The 22,946-nt window shown below is 71.9% G+C and carries 18 protein-coding genes and 3 pseudogenes; 15 read left to right on the forward strand and 6 right to left on the reverse strand.

All coding sequences use genetic code 11. The features are described from left to right. Window positions 1-72: 72 nt before the first annotated feature. Window positions 73-1,521 carry a 3-hydroxybutyrate oligomer hydrolase family protein gene (locus ACZ6BG_RS18530; RefSeq protein WP_469002379.1) on the forward strand — a complete coding sequence of 483 codons (1,449 nt, stop codon included), beginning with the start codon at window positions 73-75 and terminating at the stop codon, window positions 1,519-1,521. A 28-nt stretch (window positions 1,522-1,549) separates the two neighbouring features. Here the strand turns inward: ACZ6BG_RS18530 and ACZ6BG_RS18535 are convergent, their stop codons facing one another. Both ACZ6BG_RS18535 and ACZ6BG_RS18540 read right to left on the reverse strand, forming a co-directional pair. Beyond that, window positions 1,550-2,206 carry a CAP domain-containing protein gene (locus ACZ6BG_RS18535; protein ID WP_469002381.1) on the reverse strand — a complete coding sequence of 219 codons (657 nt, stop codon included), beginning with the start codon at window positions 2,204-2,206 and terminating at the stop codon, window positions 1,550-1,552. Window positions 2,207-2,533: 327 nt separating this feature from the next. Next, complete coding sequence (locus ACZ6BG_RS18540) at window positions 2,534-3,529, reverse strand: LacI family DNA-binding transcriptional regulator (protein WP_469002383.1); 996 nt, start codon at window positions 3,527-3,529, stop codon at window positions 2,534-2,536. Between the two features lie 278 nt (window positions 3,530-3,807). Between ACZ6BG_RS18540 and ACZ6BG_RS18545 the strand changes: the two genes are divergently transcribed. The 10 genes and pseudogenes from ACZ6BG_RS18545 (at window position 3,808) to ACZ6BG_RS18590 (ending at window position 16,070) form a co-directional block, all read left to right on the forward strand. Further along, entirely contained in the window at window positions 3,808-4,725 is a 918-nt protein-coding gene (locus ACZ6BG_RS18545; RefSeq protein ID WP_469002385.1) for a carbohydrate ABC transporter permease, read from the forward strand. Between the two features lie 3 nt (window positions 4,726-4,728). Then, entirely contained in the window at window positions 4,729-5,679 is a 951-nt protein-coding gene (locus ACZ6BG_RS18550; protein WP_469002387.1) for a carbohydrate ABC transporter permease, read from the forward strand. 86 nt (window positions 5,680-5,765) lie between these two features. Then, a complete protein-coding gene (locus ACZ6BG_RS18555; RefSeq protein WP_469002389.1) occupies window positions 5,766-7,109 on the forward strand; it encodes an ABC transporter substrate-binding protein in 1,344 nt (447 codons plus the stop codon). Window positions 7,110-7,210: 101 nt separating this feature from the next. Further along, window positions 7,211-9,265 (forward strand): beta-galactosidase, encoded by a 2,055-nt coding sequence (locus tag ACZ6BG_RS18560; protein ID WP_469002391.1) that lies wholly within the window; start codon window positions 7,211-7,213, stop codon window positions 9,263-9,265. A gap of 45 nt (window positions 9,266-9,310) precedes the next feature. Beyond that, a pseudogene (locus ACZ6BG_RS18565) lies at window positions 9,311-10,903 on the forward strand (glycoside hydrolase); the annotation flags it as partial. A gap of 230 nt (window positions 10,904-11,133) precedes the next feature. Beyond that, window positions 11,134-12,024, forward strand: a complete 891-nt coding sequence (locus ACZ6BG_RS18570) for a siderophore-interacting protein (protein ID WP_469002393.1) — start codon at window positions 11,134-11,136, stop codon at window positions 12,022-12,024. 74 nt (window positions 12,025-12,098) lie between these two features. After that, complete coding sequence (locus ACZ6BG_RS18575) at window positions 12,099-13,094, forward strand: ABC transporter substrate-binding protein (RefSeq protein ID WP_469002395.1); 996 nt, start codon at window positions 12,099-12,101, stop codon at window positions 13,092-13,094. Between the two features lie 197 nt (window positions 13,095-13,291). Next, window positions 13,292-14,233: a FecCD family ABC transporter permease gene (locus tag ACZ6BG_RS18580; RefSeq protein WP_469002400.1), complete on the forward strand. Its 942-nt coding sequence runs from the start codon at window positions 13,292-13,294 to the stop codon at window positions 14,231-14,233. Window positions 14,234-14,277: 44 nt separating this feature from the next. Continuing rightward, entirely contained in the window at window positions 14,278-15,276 is a 999-nt protein-coding gene (locus ACZ6BG_RS18585; protein ID WP_469003001.1) for a FecCD family ABC transporter permease, read from the forward strand. Next, complete coding sequence (locus ACZ6BG_RS18590; protein ID WP_469002403.1) at window positions 15,273-16,070, forward strand: ABC transporter ATP-binding protein; 798 nt, start codon at window positions 15,273-15,275, stop codon at window positions 16,068-16,070. The genes ACZ6BG_RS18585 and ACZ6BG_RS18590 overlap by 4 nt, the downstream gene beginning before the upstream one ends. Here the strand turns inward: ACZ6BG_RS18590 and ACZ6BG_RS18595 are convergent. Both ACZ6BG_RS18595 and ACZ6BG_RS18600 read right to left on the reverse strand, forming a co-directional pair. Further along, window positions 16,015-17,154, reverse strand: coding sequence for an FAD-dependent oxidoreductase (locus tag ACZ6BG_RS18595; protein ID WP_469002405.1), 1,140 nt, complete (start codon window positions 17,152-17,154; stop codon window positions 16,015-16,017). The two genes, ACZ6BG_RS18590 and ACZ6BG_RS18595, sit on opposite strands and share 56 nt — an antisense overlap. Window positions 17,155-17,251: 97 nt before the next feature. After that, window positions 17,252-18,145 (reverse strand): NADP-dependent oxidoreductase, encoded by an 894-nt coding sequence (locus tag ACZ6BG_RS18600; RefSeq protein WP_469002407.1) that lies wholly within the window; start codon window positions 18,143-18,145, stop codon window positions 17,252-17,254. 70 nt (window positions 18,146-18,215) lie between these two features. Here ACZ6BG_RS18600 and ACZ6BG_RS18605 point away from each other — a divergent pair, with 70 nt between their 5' ends. Continuing rightward, window positions 18,216-18,785, forward strand: coding sequence for a TetR/AcrR family transcriptional regulator (locus ACZ6BG_RS18605; RefSeq protein WP_469002409.1), 570 nt, complete (start codon window positions 18,216-18,218; stop codon window positions 18,783-18,785). 72 nt (window positions 18,786-18,857) lie between these two features. Here ACZ6BG_RS18605 and ACZ6BG_RS18610 read toward each other — a convergent pair. Continuing rightward, window positions 18,858-18,938, reverse strand: a pseudogene (locus ACZ6BG_RS18610) (nuclear transport factor 2 family protein); the annotation flags it as partial. After that, window positions 18,936-19,185: pseudogene (locus tag ACZ6BG_RS18615) on the reverse strand (hypothetical protein); the annotation flags it as partial. The pseudogenes ACZ6BG_RS18610 and ACZ6BG_RS18615, both read right to left, overlap by 3 nt. A 290-nt stretch (window positions 19,186-19,475) precedes the next feature. Between ACZ6BG_RS18615 and ACZ6BG_RS18620 the strand changes: the two are divergent. The 3 genes from ACZ6BG_RS18620 (at window position 19,476) to ACZ6BG_RS18630 (ending at window position 22,892) form a co-directional block, all read left to right on the forward strand. Next, the gene (locus tag ACZ6BG_RS18620; protein ID WP_469002411.1) at window positions 19,476-21,407 is read left to right on the forward strand and encodes a reprolysin-like metallopeptidase; all 1,932 of its coding nucleotides are present in this window, start codon (window positions 19,476-19,478) and stop codon (window positions 21,405-21,407) included. Window positions 21,408-21,501: 94 nt separating this feature from the next. After that, window positions 21,502-22,224 (forward strand): RNA polymerase sigma factor, encoded by a 723-nt coding sequence (locus ACZ6BG_RS18625; RefSeq protein WP_469002413.1) that lies wholly within the window; start codon window positions 21,502-21,504, stop codon window positions 22,222-22,224. Further along, window positions 22,221-22,892, forward strand: a complete 672-nt coding sequence (locus ACZ6BG_RS18630) for a hypothetical protein (RefSeq protein ID WP_469002416.1) — start codon at window positions 22,221-22,223, stop codon at window positions 22,890-22,892. Before ACZ6BG_RS18625 ends, ACZ6BG_RS18630 begins: the two co-directional genes overlap by 4 nt. Window positions 22,893-22,946 lie beyond the last annotated feature (54 nt).

Raw genomic sequence — 22,946 nt, forward strand, 5'->3', positions numbered from 1 at the left:
GGTCGCCGGGGCCGCGTCACCGCTCCGGCGCCACGCCCCCTCCGCCCCCTTCCCGTACCCGAAGGCAGCCGCATGCGCCCCGCACGCCTCACCGCCCGTACCCCACCCGCGCCGCGCGGATCACGCCCCCTCCGCCTGGCGCGCGCCGCCGCCACCGGGGCGGCCCTCCTCCTCGTCCTCACCGCCGACCCGAGCGGCGCCGCCACGCACACTCCGGAATCCGCGACCTGCGCCCGCCCCCACCAGCCGCACGTCCCCGGCGCCGAGCGTCAACTCATCTCCTGCCTGGGTGAGTTGACCACCGCCGGGACCGTCGGCTCGGGCCACACCGTCCCGGCCGACTGGGCCGGCCTCACCCCGAAGGACCTGCCCACGCCCACCGGCGTCCCGGGCATCCAGATCGATGGCCACTTCCCCGACACCTCCCGGACCAACACCCACCACGGCTGGGACCACGACGCCCAGTTCGTCATCCGGCTGCCCGACCGCTGGAACGGCGGCCTGGTGATCGCGGGCACCCCCGGCAACCGGGCGCAGTACGCCAACGACCGGGCCATCGGCGACTGGGTGCTGGCCCGCGGCTACGCCTACGCCGCCACGGACAAGGGCAACACCGGACCCCGGTTCCACCGCGACGGCCGACGGCCGGGTGACGCCGTCGCCGAATGGAACCGGCGCGTCACCCAGCTCACCAGGGCCGCCCGCGCGGTGACCGCCCAGCGCTACGGTCGGCCTCCTACCCGCACCCTGGCCACGGGCATCTCCAACGGCGGCTACCTCGTGCGCTGGCAGTTGGAGAACCACCCCGAGCTGTACGACGGCGGCGTGGACTGGGAGGGCACCCTGTGGCGCGCCGACGGGCCGAACCTGCTCACCTCCCTGCCGACCGCACTGCGCGCGTACCCCGCCTACGCGGCGGGCGGCGCCGGAGCCGCCCGCGCCCACCGAAATCTCCTCGCGGCGGGCTTCCCCGCGGGCTCGGAGTTCCTGTGGCCCTACCACCACCGCAGCTACTGGGACCTGACCCAGCGCGTGTACCGCGAGGAGTTCGACCCCGGCTTCGACGGGCCGACCGAGGCGGGCACCCCGTACTGCGCACCCGGCACGCCCGGCTGCGACGCGGACTACGACTACGCGCGCCGTCCGGCGCGGGTCCACCGCGCGGTGGAGCGGATCGAGCTGACCGGGAAGATCGGGAAACCGCTGATCACGGTGCAGGGCACGCTCGACGTTCTGCTGCCCATCGGCCGTGACGCGGACGTCTACGCCCGGCTGGTCCGGGACGCGGGACGCGGCGACCTGTTCCGCTCGTACCGCGTCGAGGGCGCCACCCACACCGACTCGCTCTTCGACACCTTCCCCGACCGGCTCCGCCCGCTCGTGCCCTGCCATCGCTCGGCGTTCGCAGCCGTCGAGGACTGGCTCCGCTCCGGCCGTCGCCCACCGCCCGGCCGCACCGTCCCGCGTCCCGCAGGGGCGGACGCGGTCACCCTGCTGACCAGTTGCCCGCTGAAGGGCTGACCCCGGGGCGGTGCGGCGGGCTGCGGGATCAGCGCTTGGTGCCGAAGTTCTGCACCCACCAAGGGCCGTTGGCCTTCAGGCTGACACCGGCGCCGAAGTCCTTGTACGCGCAGTTGAGGATGTTCTTGCGGTGTCCGGAACTCCGCATCCAGTCACGCATCGCGGTCTTGGGGCCCTTCGGGCCCTTGTGTATGTTCTCGCCCCAGGCCCCGGCCGGGTAGCCCGCCTTGCGCATCCGGTCTCCGGCGCTCACGCCCTCCGGGCTGGTGTGGTCGTAGTAGTTGCGCGCCGCCATGTCCTTGGCGTGCGCCATCGCGGCGGCCTGCACCCGGCGGTCCAGGCGCAGGGGCCTGCAACCCGCCCGCGCCCGCTCCTTGTTGACGAGGACCAGCAGCTGCTTCGCGTACTTCACGGACTTGCTCGGCGCCGGGCGCTTCGGCGGGGTCTTGGCGCGCGGGGCGGCGGCGGTCGCCGCGTCCTTGCCCTGGTCCTCATCGCCGGAGGGGTTGGCCAGCGCGAGCGTCCCCACCGAGGCGACAGCGGCGGCCGCCACGACACCTCCGGCCAGGATGCGAACCCTGCGCCCGCGCGTGCTCCGCCCGTGACGACCGCGCCGCTCGCTGTCGGCGGCCCCGGCCTCCGGGGTGAGGGTCCGGTCCTGCTCGCCGTGGTGATCCAGGTGCATGTCTGCTCCGCTCTGTGGTGTACGCCGGTCGGTCCGACGTATAGGAGAGCGGCTCGGCGCCTGGAGACAACACTTTTTCGCGGACGTACGAGAGTCCATGGGGCCGTACGCGAAAGTCCATCCCGCCCCGGCCCCGCCCGCGCCACCCTGACGGGCAGAGCCGACGCCCTGGCGTGCATGCCGCGGCCCGACCGTCATGGCGGCGTCAACAAGCTGTGAGGGCACTGGAGGTGGCCGCACCCTCGACCGGCACGCGCGCGTAGTGTCCCCCACGGCTACGCGCGCGTGCCTTCCATGCGCGAGCAGCGGATCTGCGTACCGCCCCCGTCAGCGGCGCCCCGCGCGCGGCGCCCCCGTGCTCTCCCGCACCACGAGATGTGTCGGCACCAGCGTCGTCCCCTGCTCGCCGGACCCGGTGCGGATCTGCCGCAGGGCGCTCTCCACGAGCAGTTGGCCGACCTGGTCGAAGTCCTGGTGGATGGTGGTCAGGGGCGGGAAGAAGGAGGACGCGTCGGGGATGTCGTCGAAGCCGATGACGCTGACGTCGCCGGGGATGGAGCGGCCCTTCTCGTGCAGGGCGCGCATCACGCCGAGGGCCATCTGGTCGTTGGCGGCGAACACGGCGGTGCAGTCGGGCTGTTCGGCGAGCAGGAGCCCGGCGCGGTAGCCCGATTCGGCGGTCCAGTCGCCGCGCGGGGCGGTCGGCACCTCGCGGCCCGCCGCCTCCAGCGTGGCGCGCCAGGCGCCTTCCCGGCCCTGGGCGGCGAACGACTCCTCGGGTCCGGCCACGTGCCACACCGTCCGGTGGCCGAGGCCGAGCAGGTGGTCCACGGCGGTCCTGGCGCCGCCCGCCTGGTCGGTGTCCACCACGCTGTAGCGGTCGCCGGCGTGCGAATCGGCCACGACGACCCGCACGTTGGGCGGCGGGACCAGGGACGACGCGTCCAGGAGGTGCACCTCCATGATGGCGATGATCGCGTCCACGGCGAGTTCGCCGAGGCGGGAGAACGCGCCGCGCACCTCGTCCTGCGTCGGCACGGCGACCGGAAGCAGCGTGACCGCGTACCCCTCCTGGGCCGCGGAGCGCGCGATGGCGTCCAGCGTGTGGACGTTGCCCGTGGTCGACAGCGTGAAGGTGACGACGCCGATGGTGCGGAACTCGCCGCGGCGCATGGCCCGCGCGGCGCTGTTGGGGCGGTAGCCCAGTTCCGTCATCGCCTCCAGGACCCGCGCGCGGGTCTCCTCGGTGACGCCGGGGAAGCCGTTCGAGACCCGGGAGACGGTCTGGCCTGAGACACCGGCCAGACGGGCGACGTCGATCATGGACGCGCCCTGCTTGCGGCGGGGCGCCCCGCCCCGACGGCCCGGCGTCCGGCGCCCGCCCGCAGGTGTTCCGCTGGTTGTCACTTGCACCCTTCCCTGCACTCAAGTCGAGTTCTCACGCAGCCTCTTGACCCTCCGCTGCGGCGCAGTGTAGACATCTCCCACTCAATGTTTACGTAAACATAACACGACCAGCGGCCCTTTCCGGCCATCGATGTTTACGTAAACATCGCAAGGCGCGCCCCTTAGGGCGCGAGGCGAGCACGAGGGGACTTGTCATGGCAACACTGCAATCCGCGGCTGTCGGGCGCGCGGGCCCACCACCGCCGCGACGGCGGCGGTCCTGGACGGGCTGGGGGTTCGTCGCCCCGTTCGCCCTGGTCTTCGCCCTGGTCTTCCTGGCCCCCATCGCCTACTCGATCTACCTCAGCCTGTTCCAGGACCGGCTGATCGGCGGCACCACCTTCGTGGGCCTGGACAACTACCAACGAGCCCTGGACGACCCCGAGTTCTGGGAGGGGCTCGGCCGGGTGGCGCTGTTCCTCGCCGTCCAGGTGCCGATCATGCTCGGGATCGCGCTGCTCGTGGCGCTCGCCCTGGACAGCGGCCGGCTGTACGGCAAGAGCTTCTTCCGCATATCGATCTTCCTGCCGTACGCCGTGCCCGCCGTGGTCGCCACCCTCATGTGGGGCTTCATGTACGGCACCCGGTTCGGACTCGTCGGCGACGTGAACGACGCCTTCGGCGCCGACCTGCCCGACCCGCTCTCCCCTGACCTCGTGCTCGCGTCCATCGGCAACATCGTCACCTGGGAGTTCGTCGGCTACAACATGCTGATCTTCTACTCCGCGCTGCGCGTGATCCCGCACTCCCTGTACGAGGCCGCGGAGATCGACGGCGCGTCCCAACTGCGCGTCATCACCGCCATCAAACTCCCCGCCATCCGCGGCGCGCTGGTCATCGCCACCATCTTCTCGATCATCGGCAGCTTCCAGCTCTTCAACGAGCCGAGCATCCTCCAGGACCTCGCGCCCAACGCCATCACCACCTCGTACACCCCCAACCTCTACACGTACTCCCTGTCGTTCAACGGACAGCAGCAGAACTACTCCGCGACCGTCGCGATCATCATGGGTCTCATCACCATGGTCATCGCCTACGTCGTCCAGCTCCGCGGCATGCGCAAGGGAGCGTGACCCATGGCCACCCCCACCAGGACCGCGGCGAGGACCACCCGCGCCACACGCGCGAGGCACACCCCGCCACCGCGCCTGCGCCCCGCCCGGCGCCGCCGCCACAGCCTCGCCCGACCCCGCCGCAGCGTCCCGCTGACCCTGCTCACCGGACTGGTCGTCCTCTACACCCTCGTGCCGCTGCTGTGGCTCGTCATCAGCGCCACCAAGTCCCAGGAGAGCCTGGCCGATTCGTTCGGCCTGTGGTTCGGCGGTGACTTCGCCCTCTGGGACAACATCAGGGAGACGTTCACCTACAACGACGGCGTCTTCACCCGCTGGCTCCTGAACACCCTCCTGTACGTCGTCCTCGGTGCCGGCGGCGCCACCGTCCTCGCCGTCCTCGGCGGCTACGCCCTCGCCAAGTTCGACTTCCCCGGCAAGCGCGTCGTCTTCGCCGTCGTCATCGGGGCGGTCGCCGTGCCCGGCACCGCCCTCGCGGTGCCCACCTTCCTGATGTTCGGAGAGATGGGCCTGACCAACACCCCCTGGGCCGTCATCATCCCCTCCCTCATCTCGCCCTTCGGCCTCTATCTGATGTGGGTCTTCGCCACCGAGGCGATCCCCGCCGAACTGCTCGAGGCCGCGCGCGTCGACGGCGCCGGGGAACTGCGCACCTTCGTCCAGGTGTGTCTGCCGCTGCTCGCGCCCGGGATGGTGACCGTCCTGCTGTTCACGATGGTGCAGACCTGGAACAACTACTTCCTGCCGCTCATCATGATCAAGGATCCCGACTGGTATCCGCTGACCCTGGGCCTCAACAGCTGGAACGCCCAGGCCTCCACGGCGGGCGGCGAGCCCGTCTTCCACCTGGTGATCACCGGGTCGCTCCTCACCATCGTGCCGCTCGTCGCCGCCTTCCTGCTGCTCCAGAAGTTCTGGCAGTCGGGCCTCGCCGCCGGAAGCGTCAAGGAGTAGCTCTCCGCGCCCGCGCCCGAACCGGCCCCCGCTACCTCCCGCTCACCGCACACCGATCCGCACGTCCAGCCAAGGGGAACACGTCCATGCCGTTGCACACCCGCCGTGCCCTGCGCGGTCTCGCCGTCGTCTGCGCACTGACCCTGGGAGCGGCCGCCTGCGGCTCCTCCGACGACGGCGCGAGCCCGAAGAACGTATCCGGAAAGGACATCGACGCGGCCCTGAAGAAGGGCGGAAAGATCACCGTGTGGGCCTGGGAACCCACCCTGAAGAAGGTCGCCGAGGACTTCGAGGAGAAGCACCCGGGCGTCGAGGTCGACCTCGTCAACGCGGGCACGAACGACAAGCAGTACACCGCACTGCAGAACGCCATGTCCGCGGGCAAGGGCGTCCCCGACGTCGCGCAGATCGAGTACTACGCCCTAGGCCAGTTCGCCCTGAAGGAATCGATCACCGACCTGTCCGGCTTCGGCGCGGACAAGCTCGCCAGCAGCTACTCCCGCGGTCCCTGGAGCGCCGTCAGCCAGGGCGGCGACAAGACCTACGCCCTGCCGATGGACTCCGGGCCGATGGCGCTTTTCTACAACAAGAAGCTCTTCGACAAGCACAACATCGCCGTGCCCACCACCTGGGACGAGTACGTCGACGCCGCCCGCGCCCTGCACAAGGCCGATCCGAAGGTGTACATCACCAACGACACCGGTGACGCGGGCCTGACCACGAGCCTGCTGTGGCAGGCGGGTTCACGGCCCTTCGACGTGAAGGACAAGACCGACGTCGGCATCAGCTTCAAGGACAAGGGAGCCGCCGCCTACACGGGCACGTGGCAGAAGCTGATCGACGACAAGCTCCTCGCGCCCATCACGTCCTGGAGCGACGAGTGGTACCAGGGCATGGCCAAGGGCACCATCGCGACCCTGGCCATCGGCGCCTGGATGCCCGCCAACCTCGCCTCCGGCGTGAAGTCCGGCGCGGGCGACTGGCGCGTGGCCCCGCTGCCGCAGTGGACCAAGGGCGGCAAGGCCAGCGCGGAGAACGGCGGCAGCTCCCTGGCCCTGCCCTCGGCCGGCAAGAACAAGGAACTCGCGTACGCCTTCATCGAGTACGCGAATCACGGAGCCGGTGTCCAGACCCGGATCAAGAACGGCGCCTTCCCCGCGACCAACACCGATCTGACGTCGGACGAGTTCCAGCAGACGAAGTTCCCCTACTTCGGCGGGCAGAAGGCCAACCAGGTCTTCGCCGAGTCGGCGGCGCGCGTCCCGGACGACTGGACGTACCTGCCGTTCCAGGTCTACTCGAACTCCGTCTTCAACGACACCGCGGGCAAGGCGTACGTGTCGGACACCCCGCTGGCCGACGGGCTGAGGTCCTGGCAGCGGAAGTCGGCCGAATACGGCAAGCAGCAGGGGTTCACCGTCCACGAGTGATCCGCCCGCCGTGCGCACGCCCGCCGCACGCCCGCCCGCGACCCCACACGCGCCCACTCCTCCACAGACGCTCGCACGACGCTCGAAAGACGAGAGTGACGATGACCCGTCGCACCACCTTGCCCCGCCTGCTGCCCGCACCGGACGGCGGCAGCCGCGCCCGGCTCGCCTACGGCGCCGACTACAACCCCGAGCAGTGGCCCCGGGAGGTGTGGCAGGAGGACGTCCGCCTGATGCGCCGGGCGGGGGTCAACATCATCTCCCTGGGGATCTTCTCCTGGGCGCGCGTCCAACCCGACGACGGGGTCTGGGACTTCGCGTGGCTCGACGAACTGATGGACCTCCTGCACGCCCACGGCATCGCCGTCGACCTCGCCACCGCCACCGCGTCACCGCCGCCCTGGCTGACCACGGCGCACCCGGAGATCCTGCCGGTCACGGCCGAGGGGGCGACGGTCTGGCCCGGGGCGCGGCAGCACTGGCGGCCGACGTCGCCGGTGTTCCGTGAGTACGCGCTCCGGCTGGTCTCCGCCATGGCGAAGCAGTACGCGGGCCATCCGGCCCTGGCGGCCTGGCACGTCAACAACGAGTTGGGCTGCCACAACATCTACGACTACTCCGACGACGCGGCCCGGGCCTTCCGCCGCTGGCTGCGCGACCGGTACGAGGGCCTCGACCGGCTCAACCACGCCTGGGGCACGGCCTTCTGGTCCCAGTGCTACAGCGACTGGGACCAGATCCTGCCGCCCCGCCTCGCCGCCTCCCACCCCAACCCCACCCAGCAGCTGGACTTCAAGCGCTTCTCGTCGGACGCCCTCAAGGAGTATCTGCGCGCCGAGCGGGACATCCTGCGCCGCCTCACCCCCGAAACGCCCGTCACCAGCAACTTCATGGTGATGGGCGGCACCAAGGGCATGAACTACGCCGACTGGGCCCGCGAGGTCGACTTCGTCTCCAACGACCACTACGTCCACCCCGGCCCCCAGGACCGCGACGAGCTGTCGTTCTCCGCGAACCTCATCAGCGGCATCGCCGGTGGTCGGCCCTGGTACGTGATGGAGCACTCCACGAGCGCCGTCAACTGGCAGCCCGTCAACGTCGCGAAACGCACCGGCGACCTCGCCCGGGACTCGCTGCTGCACGTCGCCCACGGCGCCGACGGCATCTGCTTCTTCCAGTGGCGCCAGTCGGCGGCGGGCGCGGAGAAGTACCACTCGGCGATGGTCCCGCACGCCGGCGCGGACAGCGCGGTCTTCCGTTCTGTGACCGAACTCGGCCGCACACTGGACGAGTTGGCGCCGGTCGCCGGTTCCGAGCGCGAACCGGCCGCCGTCGCGATCCTCTTCGACTGGGAGTCGTGGTGGGCCAGCGAACAGGACTCCCACCCCACGTCCCGCCTCGACTACCGCCAGGAGGCGCTCGACTGGTACTCCGCGCTGCTCGCCCTCGGGATCCGCGCCGACGTGATCACGACGGACACCGACCTCGCCCCGTACCGGCTGCTCGTCGCGCCCGTCCTGCACGTGGTGCCCGGCGAGCTGGCCGATCGGCTCACCCGGTACGCGGAGGGCGGCGGCCACCTGGTCACCACGTACTTCTCCGGTGTCGTCGACGAGAACGACCATGTGTGGCTGGGCGGTTACCCGGGCGCGCTGCGGGATCTGCTCGGCATCCGCGTGGAGGAGTTCGGGCCGCTCCTCGACGGCGACGCCGTGTCGTTGGACGGCGGTTTCACGGGCACGCTGTGGGCCGACCGGGTCGACGTCACCGACCCCGCCGTGGAGGTGCTCGCCCGCTACGGCTCGGGCGAGCACAGCGGGCGCCCGGCGGTCACCCGCCGCCCCGCCGGGAGCGGCGCGGCCGCCTATGTCGGCAGCCGCCTGGGGGCGGAGGGGCTGGCCGGGCTCCTGCCCCGTCTGCTGGAGGCGGCCGACGTCCACAGCGAGCTTCCCGCCGCCGCGCGCGGCCGGGTCGAGCTCACGGTCCGCCGGGCCGGGGACCACCGCTACCTGTTCCTGGTCAACCGCACCGATGAGGCGGTGACCCTGACCGGCCTGACCGGGGACGTACTCACCGGCGCCCCCGGAGACGTCCCGCGGAGCCACCTCACCCTGCCGCCACGCGGAGTCGCGGTCCTGCGCGAGCCCGCCCCCTGACAGCACGGCGCCCCACCCGAAGTGACAACTCCAGAAAGGATCACGATGGCACACGGCACCCGCAAACGGCCGCTGCCGACCGTCCTCGGCGTCACCGCCCTGGCCGCGGTCACCGCACTCGCCGCCGCCCCACCGTCACCCGCGGCCGAGCGCACGGCCGCCGACTCCGTCACCGTCCGGCCCGACCCCGTGCACGCGCAGCAGAAGTTCGAGGGCTGGGGCACCAGCCTGGTCTGGTTCGCCAACGCCACCGGGGGCTACCCCGACGAGATCCGCAACGAACTCGCCGAGCTGCTGTTCGGCGCCGACGGGCTCAACCTCAACATCGCCCGCTACAACATCGGCGGCGGCAACGCCCCCGACGTCAAGGACTACCTCCGGGCCGGTGGCGCGGTCGAGGGCTGGTGGCGGGCCCCCGAGGGCACCACCCGCGAGGACACCGAGTGGTGGGATTCCGCGAACCCCGCCCACTGGAAGGGCGACGCGGACAAGCCCCAGCGTTGGTGGGTCGACCGGATCAAGTCGAAGATCGACCATTGGGAGACGTTCAGCAATTCGCCCCCGTGGTTCATGACGAAGAGCGGCTACGTCTCCGGGGGCTTCGACGCCAACGAGGACCAGCTCAAGGCGGACTCCGTCGATGACTTCACCGCGTACCTCGTCGGCGCGACCCGGCGCCTGGAGAAGGCGCACGGCATCAAGGTGAAGACGCTCGATCCCTTCAACGAGCCCAACACCGACTACTGGAGCACCAGGCTCGGCCCCGACGGACAGCCCGTCGGCGGCCGTCAGGAGGGCGCGCACATGGGCCCCGGCCTCCAGCAGCAGGTCATCCGCTCGCTGGCTCCGGCCCTGCGGAAGTCCAAGAGCCGCACGAAGATCTCGGCGATGGACGAGACCAACCCGACCAAGTTCGCCGAGAACTGGAACTCCTACCCGGAGGAGGTGCGGCGCCTGGTCGACCAGCTCAACGTCCACACGTACGGCACCGCGGGCCGCACCACGGTGCGGGACCTGGCCAAGGCGGCGGGCAAGCCGCTGTGGATGAGCGAGGTCGAGGGGGAGTGGGACCCGGACGGGCAGGACTTCGAGGACATGAGGTCCGGTCTCGGGCTGGCCCAGCACATGGTCGACGACCTGCGTGAACTGGAGCCCACAGCCTGGGTGTTCTGGCAGCCCGTCGAGGACTACGACAACATGAAGCCGGGCGGTGAGAGTCCCAAGGGCGGCAACTGGGGCAGCATTCAGCTCCCCTTCGACTGCACCGCCGAGGACACCCTGAAGACCTGCCCCATCAGGACCAACACCAAGTTCGACACGGCCCGGAACTTCACCCACCACATCCGTCCGGGCGACCGTCTGATCACCGTGGACGACGCCTCCAGCGCGGCGGCGCTCGACGCCGACGGCAAGGGCGCCACGATCGTCCACGTCAACTCCGCCGGAGCGGAGCGCACGGTGACGGTGGATCTGTCGAAGTTCGCCGCCGTCAGCCCGGACGCGACCGTGACGCCGGTTGTGACCAGTGCCGACGGCGCACTGGAACGCCGCGACCCCGTCCGGGTCACGGACCAGCGCGCCACGGTCACCGTCCCGGCCGAGTCGGTCACCAGTTTCGTCGTCGACGGGGTCTCCGGCCGCAGGTGAGACCGGGGGGAGAGGGCCCGGTCTCCAGATCAAGATCTAAGTTAGGTTAGCCTTGCCTCTGTTTCCGTCAGGGGAGGGGATCTCATGCCGACTTGGAACGCGGAGGCAGGGCGGGCTCGGTCGCCCTGGTCAGCAGGGCGACCGAAATCCCGGCAGGACCGCGCACGCGCCGAGCGGCCCGGGCCGGGGCGCCGGACGGCACCGCTGACGGGCGGTGCCGCATGAGCCTGATAGACCACCGGCACCGGCACCTGGAGCGGATCGCCGAAGTGCGCGCGGGCGAGCACGCCGAGAAGGTGGGCTACCCGATCCGCGTCCGGGAGACCGAGGTCGTCCGGACCGCCATGGTCGGCGCGGGCCTGCTGCGGGTGACCCTCGGCGGGCCCGGCACCGAGGGGTTCGAGGCCCACGCGCCGGACGAGCACGTGAAGTTGCTGTTCCCGGAGCCCGACGGCACGCTGCGGCTGCCCGAGCCGAACGGGACCATGCTGCGCTGGCCGCGACCGGCGCCCACCTCACGCGAGTACACCGTGCGCCGCTACGACCCCGTCACCGGCGAGATCGACATCGACATCGTCCCGCACGACGGCGGCCTCGCCTCGGACTGGGCCCACGCCGTCGAGCCGGGCGCCGTCGTCCATGTCGCCGGGCCGCCCGGCGGACTGATCGTCCCGCACGCCTACGACCGCTATCTGTTCGCGGGCGACATCACGGCGCTGCCCGCCATCGCGCGCTGGCTGGAGGAACTCCCCGGGAGCGCCGAGGGCTGGGCGTTCGTCGAAGTCGCCGACGCCACCCAGGAGATCGAGCTGTCCGCGCCCGAGGGCGTCGAGGTGCGCTGGCTGCACCGCGGCGACCGCCCGCCGGGCACCGGCGACGCCCTCGCGCGCGCCGTGACCGCGGTGACCGTGCCCGAGGGCGAGCGGCTCTACGTGTGGGTCGCGGGCGAGGCGGGACAGATCAAGCCGCTGCGCCGCTGGGTCCGTGACGACCTGCGGCTGGCGAAGGCCGACCACGACATCACCGGCTACTGGAAGCGCGGCGTCGCCGACTTCGACGACGAGGACGGCCATGACCACGGCCACGAGCACGGGCACGTCCACAGCCACTGACCGAACGGCCGAACGGGGGGCGGGGCGACGCCGCCGCACGCGGCACACCCTCCCGCACGAGCAAGGAGCAACACATGTCCATCCGTAGATCGTCGGCCCTGGTCGGCGCCGTGGCGCTGGCCCTGGTCGTCACCGGGTGCGGCTCGTCCAAGAACGACTCGGACGCCGCAGGCAAGGGCAAGACCCGGGTGTTCGCCGCGGACAACGGCAAGATCACCATCCCGGCCCACCCCAAGCGCGTGGTGGCGACGGGCTACGCCGTGCCCGCCATGATCGAGGCCGACGCGTCGCTGGTCGGGATCTCGTCGTGGAAGCGCGGCGAGCCGCTGATGAGCGAGAAGGACCTCGCCACGTACAAGAAACTCCCCAAGGTGGCAGGGGAACTGGCGAAGGAGACCAACTACGAGGCCATCGCCGAGGCCGAACCCGACCTCATCGTCATCGGTGTCCCCGCCCCGGTCCTCGGCGACATCGACGTCAAGCGCCTGGAGTCCATCGCCCCCGTGGTGGCGATCGGCCCGACCGTGCCGTCCGCGTGGCGCAAGCTGACGCGCAAGCAGTCCGACGCCGCGGGCTCGCTGGAGAAGTTCGACGCGGTGCAGGAGCGGTACGAGGCCACGGCCGCGAAGCTCGCCAAGAAGTACAAGGGCGTGCTGCCCCAGCTCAAGCTGGGCCACGTCGGGGCGTACGGTGAGGTCGCCAAGGGCACCTTCCAGCGCGAGTTCGGCAACTCGTGGGGCACGAACATCGCTGAGGACCTGGGCGCGAAGTACTACGGCAAGGTCAAGAAGCCCGGCCCCGGCTCGCACGCGGTCAGCGAGACCCCGTCCATCGAGGAACTGCCCGCCTCGCTCCGCGACGCCGACGCCATCACGTACTCGGTCCAGGCCGACGGCAGCGTCCCCAAGGCGGTGCGGTACGTCATGGACTCCAAGCTGTGGAAGAACCTGCCCGCCGTCAAGGCCGGGAAGACCTTCCCCCTGCGCTACACCGAGGCCGCGACCTACGGGTCGGCCATGAAGACCCTGGACGCGATCGACAAGTCGTTCGCTCCGCTCCTGAAGCGGTGACCGTCGCGGGCCGCGCGTCCGGGGCTGCGGGGCAAGGGGACCGCGGGTCCGGGGCTGCGGGGCAAGGGGGCCGCGGGTCCGGGGCTGCGGGGCAAGGGGACCGCGGGTCCGGGGCCACGGCGCATCGGGACCGCGCGTCCGGGACGACGGCGCCGGGGCGGGTCACCCCGCGGATCGCCCTGCTCGTCGGCGGACTCGTGCTCCTGACGGTCGTCGCTGTCGTCAGCATCGGCATCGGCGCCCGCTCGGTGCCGCCCGCCGAAGTCGTCCGCGCGCTCTTGGACTTCCGGGGCACCGACGACCACGTGGTCGTGCGGGACGTCCGGGCGCCGCGCGCGCTCCTCGCCGTCGCGGTGGGCGCCGCACTCGCCGTGGCGGGTGCCCTCATCCAGACGCTGGCCCGCAACCCGCTGGCCGAGCCCGGCATCCTCGGGGTCACCGCGGGCGCCGGGTTCGCCATCACCCTCGGCTCGGCGCTCGGCCTGACCGGGGGACAGGCGGGCGAACTGGGCTTCGCCATCGTCGGCTCCGTGCTCGCGGCACTGCTCGTCGCCGCGGTCGGGCGGCGCTCGCCGCTGCGCCTGGTGCTCACCGGCGTGGCCCTGACCGCGGTCCTGAGCGGCGTCGCCATGGGCCTGCGGCTGATGCTCCCGGACGTCTTCGACGCGTACCGCTTCTGGTCGGTCGGCTCCCTCGCCGCCCGCGAACAGGCCCCGCTCGCCTGGCCGTTGACCGCGATCGGGGTGTGCCTGGTCGGCGCGCTGCTCCTGAGCCGGGCACTGAACGTCCTCGCTCTCGGCGAGAGCGTGGCCAACACGCTGGGCGCGAACGTGGGCCGCGTGCGGATCGCCGCACTGGCCCTGATCACCGTGCTCAGCGGCGCGGCGACGGCGGTGGCCGGACCGATCCTGTTCGTCGGCCTCATCGTGCCGCACCTGGTCCGCAGACCCGCCGGGGGCTCGGTGCCGTGGCTCATCCTCTACACGATGGTCGTCGGCCCGATCCTGCTGCTCGTCGCCGACATGGGATCACGGGTGCTGCTGCCCACGGGCGAGGTGCCGGTCGCCGTCGTGACCGCGTTCCTCGGCGGCCCCATGCTGATCTGGGCCGTCCGCCGCCACGGGGCGGGGGCGCTGTGACCGCACGCAAGACCGTCGCCGCTGCCGCGCGGCGCCGGAGCCCCCTGACCGCGCTCGGACTGCGGCCCGAACGCCGCACGGTGACCCTCGTCGCGGTCCTCACCGCCCTGATCCTCGGCCTCGGGCTCCTCGGACTCTGCTACGGCGCGTCCTGGAAGAGCCCCGGCGAGGTGTTCGCCGCCCTGAACGGGACGGAACCCTCCGTCGTCGTGATCCAGGACTGGCGGCTGCCCCGCGTCCTGGCCGCCCTGGTCTTCGGCGCCGCCCTCGGCGTCTCCGGCGCCCTCTTCCAGAACCTCACCCGCAACCCGATGGGCAGCCCGGACGTCATCGGCCTCGACGCCGGTGCCTACACCGGCGCCCTGGTCGCCCTGACCGTCCTCTCGGGCACGTCCGCGCAACTGGCCGTCGGCTCCGCGCTCGGCGGGCTCGTCGTCGCGGCTGTGATCTACGTCCTTGCGTACGACCGGGGGTTCTCCGGGCTGCGCCTGGTCGTGATCGGCGTCGCCGTCAACGCGATGGTGACCGCGCTGAACTCGTGGATCGTGCTGCGCGCCGACTTGGAGGTCGCCATCGCCGCGGTCGGCTGGAGCGCGGGCTCGCTCAGCGGCGTCGGCTGGGGCGACCTCGGCATTCCGTTCACGGTGATCGGGGTGCTCCTCGCCCTCATGGCCGCCCGCGCGCACGCCATGCACCAGGCGGCGCTCGGCGACGCCGTCGCGGTGACCACCGGCGTCAGCCTCGACCGGCTGCGCCTCCTCATGGTCCTCGTCGGCGTCGGCTGCACGGCCACGGTGACCGCGGTCGCCGGACCGATCGCGTTCATCGCGCTCGCCGCACCACAGATCGGCCGCAGGCTCGCGGGCGCGGCCGGGGTGCCGCTGCTGCCCGCCGCGCTCACCGGGGCGGTCCTGCTCCAAGGCGCCGACCTGATCGCGCAAATGCTCCTCGCCCCTGTCGCCCTGCCGGTCGGAGTGGTCAGCACCGCGATCGGCGGCTGCTATCTGATCTGGCTGCTCACCAAGGAGGTGGCGCGCGCGTGACCGCACGCCTGACCGCGCGGGACATCACCCTGCGCTACGGAGACCGGGTGGTGTCCACCCATCTGAACCTCGACGTCCCCGACGGCGCCTTCACCGCCATCGTCGGCCCCAACGCCTGCGGAAAGTCCACGCTGCTGCGCGCACTCGTCCGCCTGCTTCGCCCCGGCACGGGGGAGGTGCGCCTCGACGGCCGCGAGGTCGGCGGCTACGCGACCAAGGCACTGGTCAAGCAACTCGGCTTCCTGCCGCAGGATCCCCTCGCCCCCGACGACATCAAGGTCCGCCAACTCGTCGGCCGCGGCCGCTTCCCGCACCAGTCGCTGCTCGCGCTGTGGTCGGCGCGTGACGAGGAGGCCGTGGTCGAGGCGATGGCAGCCGCCGGTGTCGAGGACCTGGCCGACCGGCCGGTGCGGGAGCTGTCCGGCGGCCAGCGCCAGCGGGTCTGGATGGCGATGGTCCTCGCCCAGGAGACGCCCTACCTGCTCCTGGACGAGCCGACGTCGTTCCTCGACATCACGCACCAGTACCAACTCCTCGGCCTCCTCGCCGAGCTGCGCGACGAAGGCCGCACGGTGATCGCCGTCCTGCACGACATCAATCAGGCGTGCCGGTTCGCCGACCACCTGATCGCCATGAAGAACGGCCGCGTGGTCGCCGAGGGCGACCCCGGCACGATCGTCGACGCCGCTCTGGTCAAGGACGTCTTCGACCTGCCGAGCGTCATCGTCGCGGACCCGGTCACGGAGACGCCGATGGTGGTGCCGACGCTGCAGGGGGCGCGAAGAAGTCGATGATCTCCCGGGGTGCGGGGTCGCGGGGGGCCACGGCGGCGGCCGCCGCACTGCGCGGGAACAGCGCCTGCTCGTACGCCGAAAGGGCGGCCTCGATGTCGTCGGGACGAGCGGCGAGGGCCATGCCGAGTTCGGCGCCGTCCCGCATGGCCAGGTTGGCGCCCGCGCCGTCGGGGGGTGAGAGATGGGCGGCGTCGCCGAGCAGGGTCACTCCCGGCACCCGGTCCCAGCGGTGCCCGACGGGCAGGGCGTGCAGGGGGCGCGGGACCGGCCCGGTCCGGCCGCCGGTGACCAGGGCGGTGAGTTCCGGCGCCCAGCCCTCGTACTCCGCCGCGATTAGTGCGGTGGCTGCGGCGGCATCGGTGAAATCGACGGTGGCGAACCAGTCCCGAGGCTTGGTCAGGGAGATGTGGGCGTGCAGCGTCCCGTCCTTCTCCCGGTGGGCCACGAGCCACTTCCCGTGCTCGTACGGGTCGAGCGCGACGAGCGTCCCGCCGCCGACCGCCTTCGCGGTGGCCGGGTGCCGGGTGTCGGCGTCGTGCAGGAAGGTCTCCACGAAGGTCCGTCCGACGTATGCGGGTACGGCGTCGGAGAGCAGCGGCCGGACTCGTGACCATGCGCCGTCCGCGCCCACCAGCAGGCTCGTGACGGCGCTGGTGCCGCCCGCGAAGGTCACCTCGTGGCGGCCCTCGGCGAGCGCGCGGACGCCCGTGACCTTGTGGCCCCAGCGGACGGTGCCGTCGGGGAGCGCGTCGAGCAGGAGTCGGCGCAGCTCGCCGCGCTGCACCTCGGGGCTCGTGCCCGTGCCGTCGTCGGCCTTGTCGAACAGGACGGTCCCGCTGCGGTCCAGGAGCCGTATCGCTTGGCGGCCCTCCAGGACGAGGCCGCGGAACTCGTCCGTCAAGTCGGCCGCCTTGAGGGCGAGTTGTCCGCTGTCTGCGTGGATGTCGAGCATCCCGCCCTGCGCGCGTGCCGCCGGGGAGGACTCCGCCTCGTAGACCGTGACGGGGATGTCGTTGAGGTGCAGGACGCGGGCCAGTAAGAGGCCGCCGAGTCCGGCGCCGATGATGGTGACAGGGGTACGCATGGGGCTCCTCGTGTGTCGCGGTCCCGCCGGGTGGGACCCGGCGGGACCGCTGGACGGAAGATGACGGGCCCGGCCGTGCGCCCGGGCAGGAAACGGCTCAGACGACCAGGACCCGGCGCCCGCGTGTGTGACCGGCCTGGCTGTCGATGTGCGCCGCCGCGGCATCGGCGAGCGCGTACGCCTTCTCGACCGGGATGCGGAGCTTGCCCCGCTCGATGAGGTCGACGGCCTCGGCGAGGGCCTTCGGCACGTCCCCGGTCACGCCGGAGAACCGGGCGCCGTGGTCCGGCGCACCCAGGTCGGCGATGGAGACCACCTTCCCCGGGTCCCCGGTCAGTTCGACGAGTTCGCGGATCACCCCCGAACCGGCCAGGTCGAGCGCGGCGTCGACGCGGCCGAGCCGCCGCACCCGCTCGACCCAGCCCTCGCCGTACGTCGTCGCGAGGGCGCCGAGGCCCCGCAGATACTCCTGGTTCGCGGCGCCCGCCGTACCGATCACGGTGATGCCGCGGTCGCGGGCGATCTGCAGGACCGCCGACCCGACTCCCCCGGAGGCGCCGCTGACCAGCAGCGTCTCCCCGGGCCGCACGCCGGCCTGGCCGATGATGCGCAGCGCGGTCTCCACCACGGAGGGATATCCGGCCGCCTCCTCGAACGTCAGCCCCTCGGGCATCCGGGCCCAGGCCGACAGCACGGCGAACTCGGCGTAGGCGTCCGAGCCGCGCCCGAACACGCGGTCACCGACCTCGACCCCCGCCACGCCCGCACCGACCTCGTCCACCACCCCGGCGCCGTCCTGCCCGACTCCGGCAGGCAACTCGACCGGACGGACCTGCTGGAACTGCCCTTCCCTGATCCGCCAGTCGACGGGGTTCACACCCGCCGCCCGCACGGCGACGCGTATCTGGCCGGGGCCCGCGTGGGGCTCCTCGGCGTCCACGAACTGGAGAACGTCCGGACCGCCGAACTCGGCGAAGCTCACTCTCTTCATGCCCTCGAACGTAACACTAACGGTTAGTGTTTTGGGACAGCTACTGCTTTGCACCTGGTAGCGTCAGGGCATGACCGTGCCGACCGGACGCCGTGAGCGCAAGAAGGCCGCGACCCGCCAGAAGATCGCCGACGCCGCCCTGCGGCTCTTTCTGGAGCGCGGGTACGACGCGGTGGGCATCCGCGATGTCGCCGCCGAGGCCGACGTGGCCGTCACCACGCTCTTCTCCCACTTCGCCTCGAAAGAGGCCCTGGTGTTCGAGCGGGACGACGACTTCGAGCAGCGCCTCACGCGGGCGGTCACCGACCGGACGCCGCAGGAACCGCTCATCCCCGCCCTGCGCCGCGAGATCCAGGCCATGGTCCGGCACTGCACGGCGGACGGCTCCGCGCCGATCTACCGCATGATCGACGAGTCCCGGGCCCTGCGGGAGTACGAGGAGTCGATGAGGCTGCGCCACGCGGAGTCGCTGGCGGCGGCCCTCGTCGCCGATCCCGGCCTGCCGCAGAGCGCGACGGCCTGCCGGGCGATCGCGAGGTTCGTGATCGACGCCTACGCACTGGCCCGCGAGGCGGCCGACCCGCGGGCCGCCGTGGACGAGATCTTCCAGATGATCGAAGCGGCCTGGGACGTCGCCTGACCTACCGCGGGCAGCCGCCCGGTCCGCGGCCGACCGCGGACCTGTGAAACCCGTCGGCCGCTCCGTGGTGCTTCACCGGTTCTCCGGCTCGAATGCCTGGGCGACGGCCAGGCTGTCCTCGTAGACATGATGCCGGGTCACCAGGCCGTCCTGCGGCGGCCCGTCGGGGTTCCGCAGCGGCCGGTAGAACAGCTCGTGCGCGGTGGACAGCCGCTCACCGGGCAACTCGCCGTCGGACTCCTGGGACCGGGACGCGTCCGCGCCCGCCAGGTCCCCGAAGACGAACGCTCCGATCATCTAGTTGCGCGGTACGCAGGGCCAGGTCGCCCGCCGCGTACAGCCGGGGGGGCGTCGTGCGGGCCTGCGCGTCGCCCCGAACGCCTGACGCCGAGGGGGCGCCGCGCCGTCGTGTGCAGGATCGACTCGACGGAGCTGATGGTCTGACAGGCCTTAGGGCCCACGTCGGCGGGGCCCGTGCCAAGGAGGCCCTCGCCCGCACCGGCCCTGGCGCCAAGCCGGTGACACCAAGACTCACCCAGCTTTCGACAACGGCGGTCCGCGCTCCCTTCACCCCGCTCATTCACCCTGCTCAGGCCGCCATTCGGCCCCGCTCCTCCCGCGCCCCCACCCGCTACGGGGGACCGTACTCGTGTCCGAGTCGATCGCATGTGTGCGCGAAGGAGTCTTCCCTTGGTCTCCGCCAGGTTCATCGTCATCGGCGCCGTCGCCGCTCTCACCGCCACCTTGACCGCCGCCCCGAGCCCCGCCGTGGCCCCGAGCCCCGCCGTGGCCCCGAGCCCCGCCGCGGCCCCGAGCCCCGCCGCGGCGCCGACGCCCGGTCTCCCCGGCCAGCTCCGCTCAGGCGAGGTCACCTGGGCCGAGGACACCTTCAGCGCCCTGTGCCGACGCGGCACCGTCGCGGCCCCCGACCGGCGGGCCCTCCCGCTGTTCGACGGCGAGAGCGTCACCGCCCACGCCAAGAAGGTGTCACGGGACCGGGAGGGCACCCTGTTGTGGAGCGGGCATCTCGCCGGGCACCCCGACCGGCCGGTAGCTCTCGCCGTCGACGGTGCCTGCGCGGGAGGCAGGCCGCGGGTCGCCGGTGAGATCACCGCGGGGCAGGTGCGCTACGTACTGGAAGCCGTGCGGCCCGGCGTGTCCCGCATCCGGTCGTTCGACACCGCGCGCCAGACACCGCTCGTACGCGACGGGCTGCGCCTGGAGCGGACAGCGCGCCCGGCGGCGCCACCGAGCAGACGGGCCGAGCCGACGGATCCGGTCATCGACGTCCTGATCGGCTACACGCCCGGCACCGTCCAGGACACCGAGGGCGGCGCGGCCACCCTCGAACTCCAGGCCAAGGCCGCCGTCGAGGGCACCAACCAGGCGTACGCCGACAGCCAGGTCAAGGCCCGTCTGAACCTGCTCGGCACCTTCGAGACGCCGGAGTGGTCCGGGAGCGCGGCCGACCTGGACGGCATGACGGGCGCGCTCGCCGATCCGGACGACCCGCGGTACTCCGACGACTGGGCCACCAGTGTGCGCGCCACCCGGGACGCGAAGGGCGCCGACCTCGTGCACGTCCTGTCCAAGTTCACCCCCGGCCCGGGCACGTACACGGCCGGAACCGGTATGACGCCCTTCCTGCCCCGTCTCATCCCCGGCGACAACAGCCGGTACAGCACGGACGGCACCGGCTTCGGGGCGCAGCAGGCCGACACCTTCGGCACCCACCACCTCGCCCACGAGATCGGCCACAACTTCGGCCTCAACCACGACTACGTCACCGACCCCATCGAGCCCACGGCCGACAACTACCGGGCAGGCAACTACAACCCGTACTACCCGGACAACCACGGTTTCCTGCCCGAGGACCGCACCTGGGTCGACATCATGGGCTACAACATGAGCTGCGCCAGCCAGGCCACGTGCGAGAACAAGATGTGGTTCTCCAACCCCCGCCAGGACCATGACGGAAAGCCGCGCGGCGTGGCCCTCGGTTCGCCGGAACCCGCCGACTCCACCCGCGTCATGAACCTCACCGGGCCGGTGCTCGCCAACTACCGCACGCCCGCCGACAGCACCGCCCCCAAGCGCCACGCCCTCACCGCGGTGCCGCAGGACGGTACGGGCGGCACCGTCACCGCCGCCTCGACCGGTCTGTTCGCCGCCGGGGACCAGGTCACGATCACCGCGACGCCGGACTCCGGCCACAAGATCGACCGGTGGATCGTCGACGGCAAGGTGCAGCCCACCCGCGCGGCGTCCCTCAGCGTCACCATGAACAGCGACCACTACGTCGCCGTGAAGTTCGTCGAGGCGGGCGCCCCGCTCAGCCCGATCCCGACCGCCCTCACCGCCGTCAGCCCCGACACCGGCTCCGTCGACGGCGGCTTCACCGTCACCCTCACCGGCGGCGGGCTCACCGGCACCACCCAGATCCTGGTGGGCACCCCGACCGCGGGTGGCTTCCGCGGGGTCGCGGCGACGAACGTACGCGTCGTCGACGACGGTCAGGTCACGTTCACCGCGCCCGCGTACCCGGATGCGGGCCCCGTCAAGATCGCCACCGCCCGCGGCAACGCGATGACCGCGTCCATCGGCTTCACCTACACCGACTGACCTCACGCCGGATGTAACGCCCGTGCCCCCTCCGGCCAAGAACAGTCGTACGACGCAGCATCGGTGAGGATCGATCAGGGCGACGAGGAGAGTGATGGGGACCGAGAGCAGAAGCAGAGGCGGGCCGGTCGGGGGTGGGCTGCGGGATCCTCGGGTGTTCGAGGAGTTCTACCGGCGGCACGTGGACGCCGTGACGCGGTTCGTGGCGCGGCGGGTGAGCGATCCGCACACCGTCGCGGATCTGACCGCCGATGTCTTCCTCGCGGTGGTCGACTCCGCCGACGGGTACCGTCCCGGGCTCGGGAGCGAGGCGGCCTGGCTGTTCGGGATAGGCCGCAATGTCGTCCGTGCCGAATACCGGCGCAGTTCGCGGCAGGCCGGGCTGGGAGCGCGGATCGCGGGGCGGCGGCTGCTCGACGATGACGACATCGCGCGGCTCGAGGAGAAGCTCGACGCCGAGCGGGGCGGGCGGCGGGCCCTCGAACTGCTCGCGGATCTGCCCGAGAGCGAGCGGGCCGTGCTCGAACTCGTCGCCGTCGACCAGCTGACGGTGAGCGAGGCCGCGGCGGCCCTGGGGACCACCCAGGTCGCCGCCCGCGTACGGCTGCACCGCGCGCGCAGGAAACTGCGCGGCGCCGCCGAATTCGCGCGGGAGGAGCCGGAGTTCCAGCAGACCGAGCACCCCAAGCCGGTCGAGCGCACGCAGCGCAAGCCGGTCCAGCGCACGCAGCAGGACGAACGCACCCAGCACGCCGAGCACGCGCGGCAGGCCGAGACACATACCGCCAAAATCGCCTACGCGGGGGGAGAGTCATGAGCACCGAGACATTCGAGGACCGCCTGCTGGAAGAACTGCAGCGCGAAGTACGACTCCAGGGAGCCGGGGAGGGCTCGCGGCCTGCGGTCGCGCCGGTGCGCCGACGGATGGTGACGCCGGTGCGGGCCGGTGCGGTCCTGGTGGCCTGCGCGGCGGCGACCGCGACGGCGATCGTCCTGCCGGGCGACGAAGGGGGATCGTCGGCGTATGCCGTGGAGCGGCTCTCCGGCGGAGCGGTGCGTGTCACCCTCCATGACCTGACGCTCGACATCGACGAGCAGGAGGCGCTGGCCGGCAAGCTGCGCGCGGCCGGAGTCAGGGTGTCGGTGGACGATGCGCCCAAGGGCAAGGCCTGCCGCATGCCGCGTGGCGAGATGATCAGCGACACCGTCATCAGCCTGCTCAACTCCGCCGAGCAGGACGGCAGCGGCGACAGCGCGGGCGCACAGGCGGGGGAGAAGCTGCCCGAGGATGCCCAGAAGCGCCCGGGCAGGCCCGGCCCGAAGGGCAAGGTGTGGAAGCTGGTCTTCCACCGGGGCGACACCATGGTGATGGAGCGCGGCAGTGGCTTCTACCCCGGCAACGACAAGGGCTTCACGAGCTTCTACGGCATCCGGGGCAAGGCCGCACCCTGCGAGCTGGTCCCGAACCAGTGGGGGAAGAACTGACGGATCGCCGACCGCTCCCGCCCGGTCCTGTACCGGGCGGGAGCGGCGTGCTGC

Source organism: Streptomyces sp. NPDC041205 (assembly GCF_055591765.1).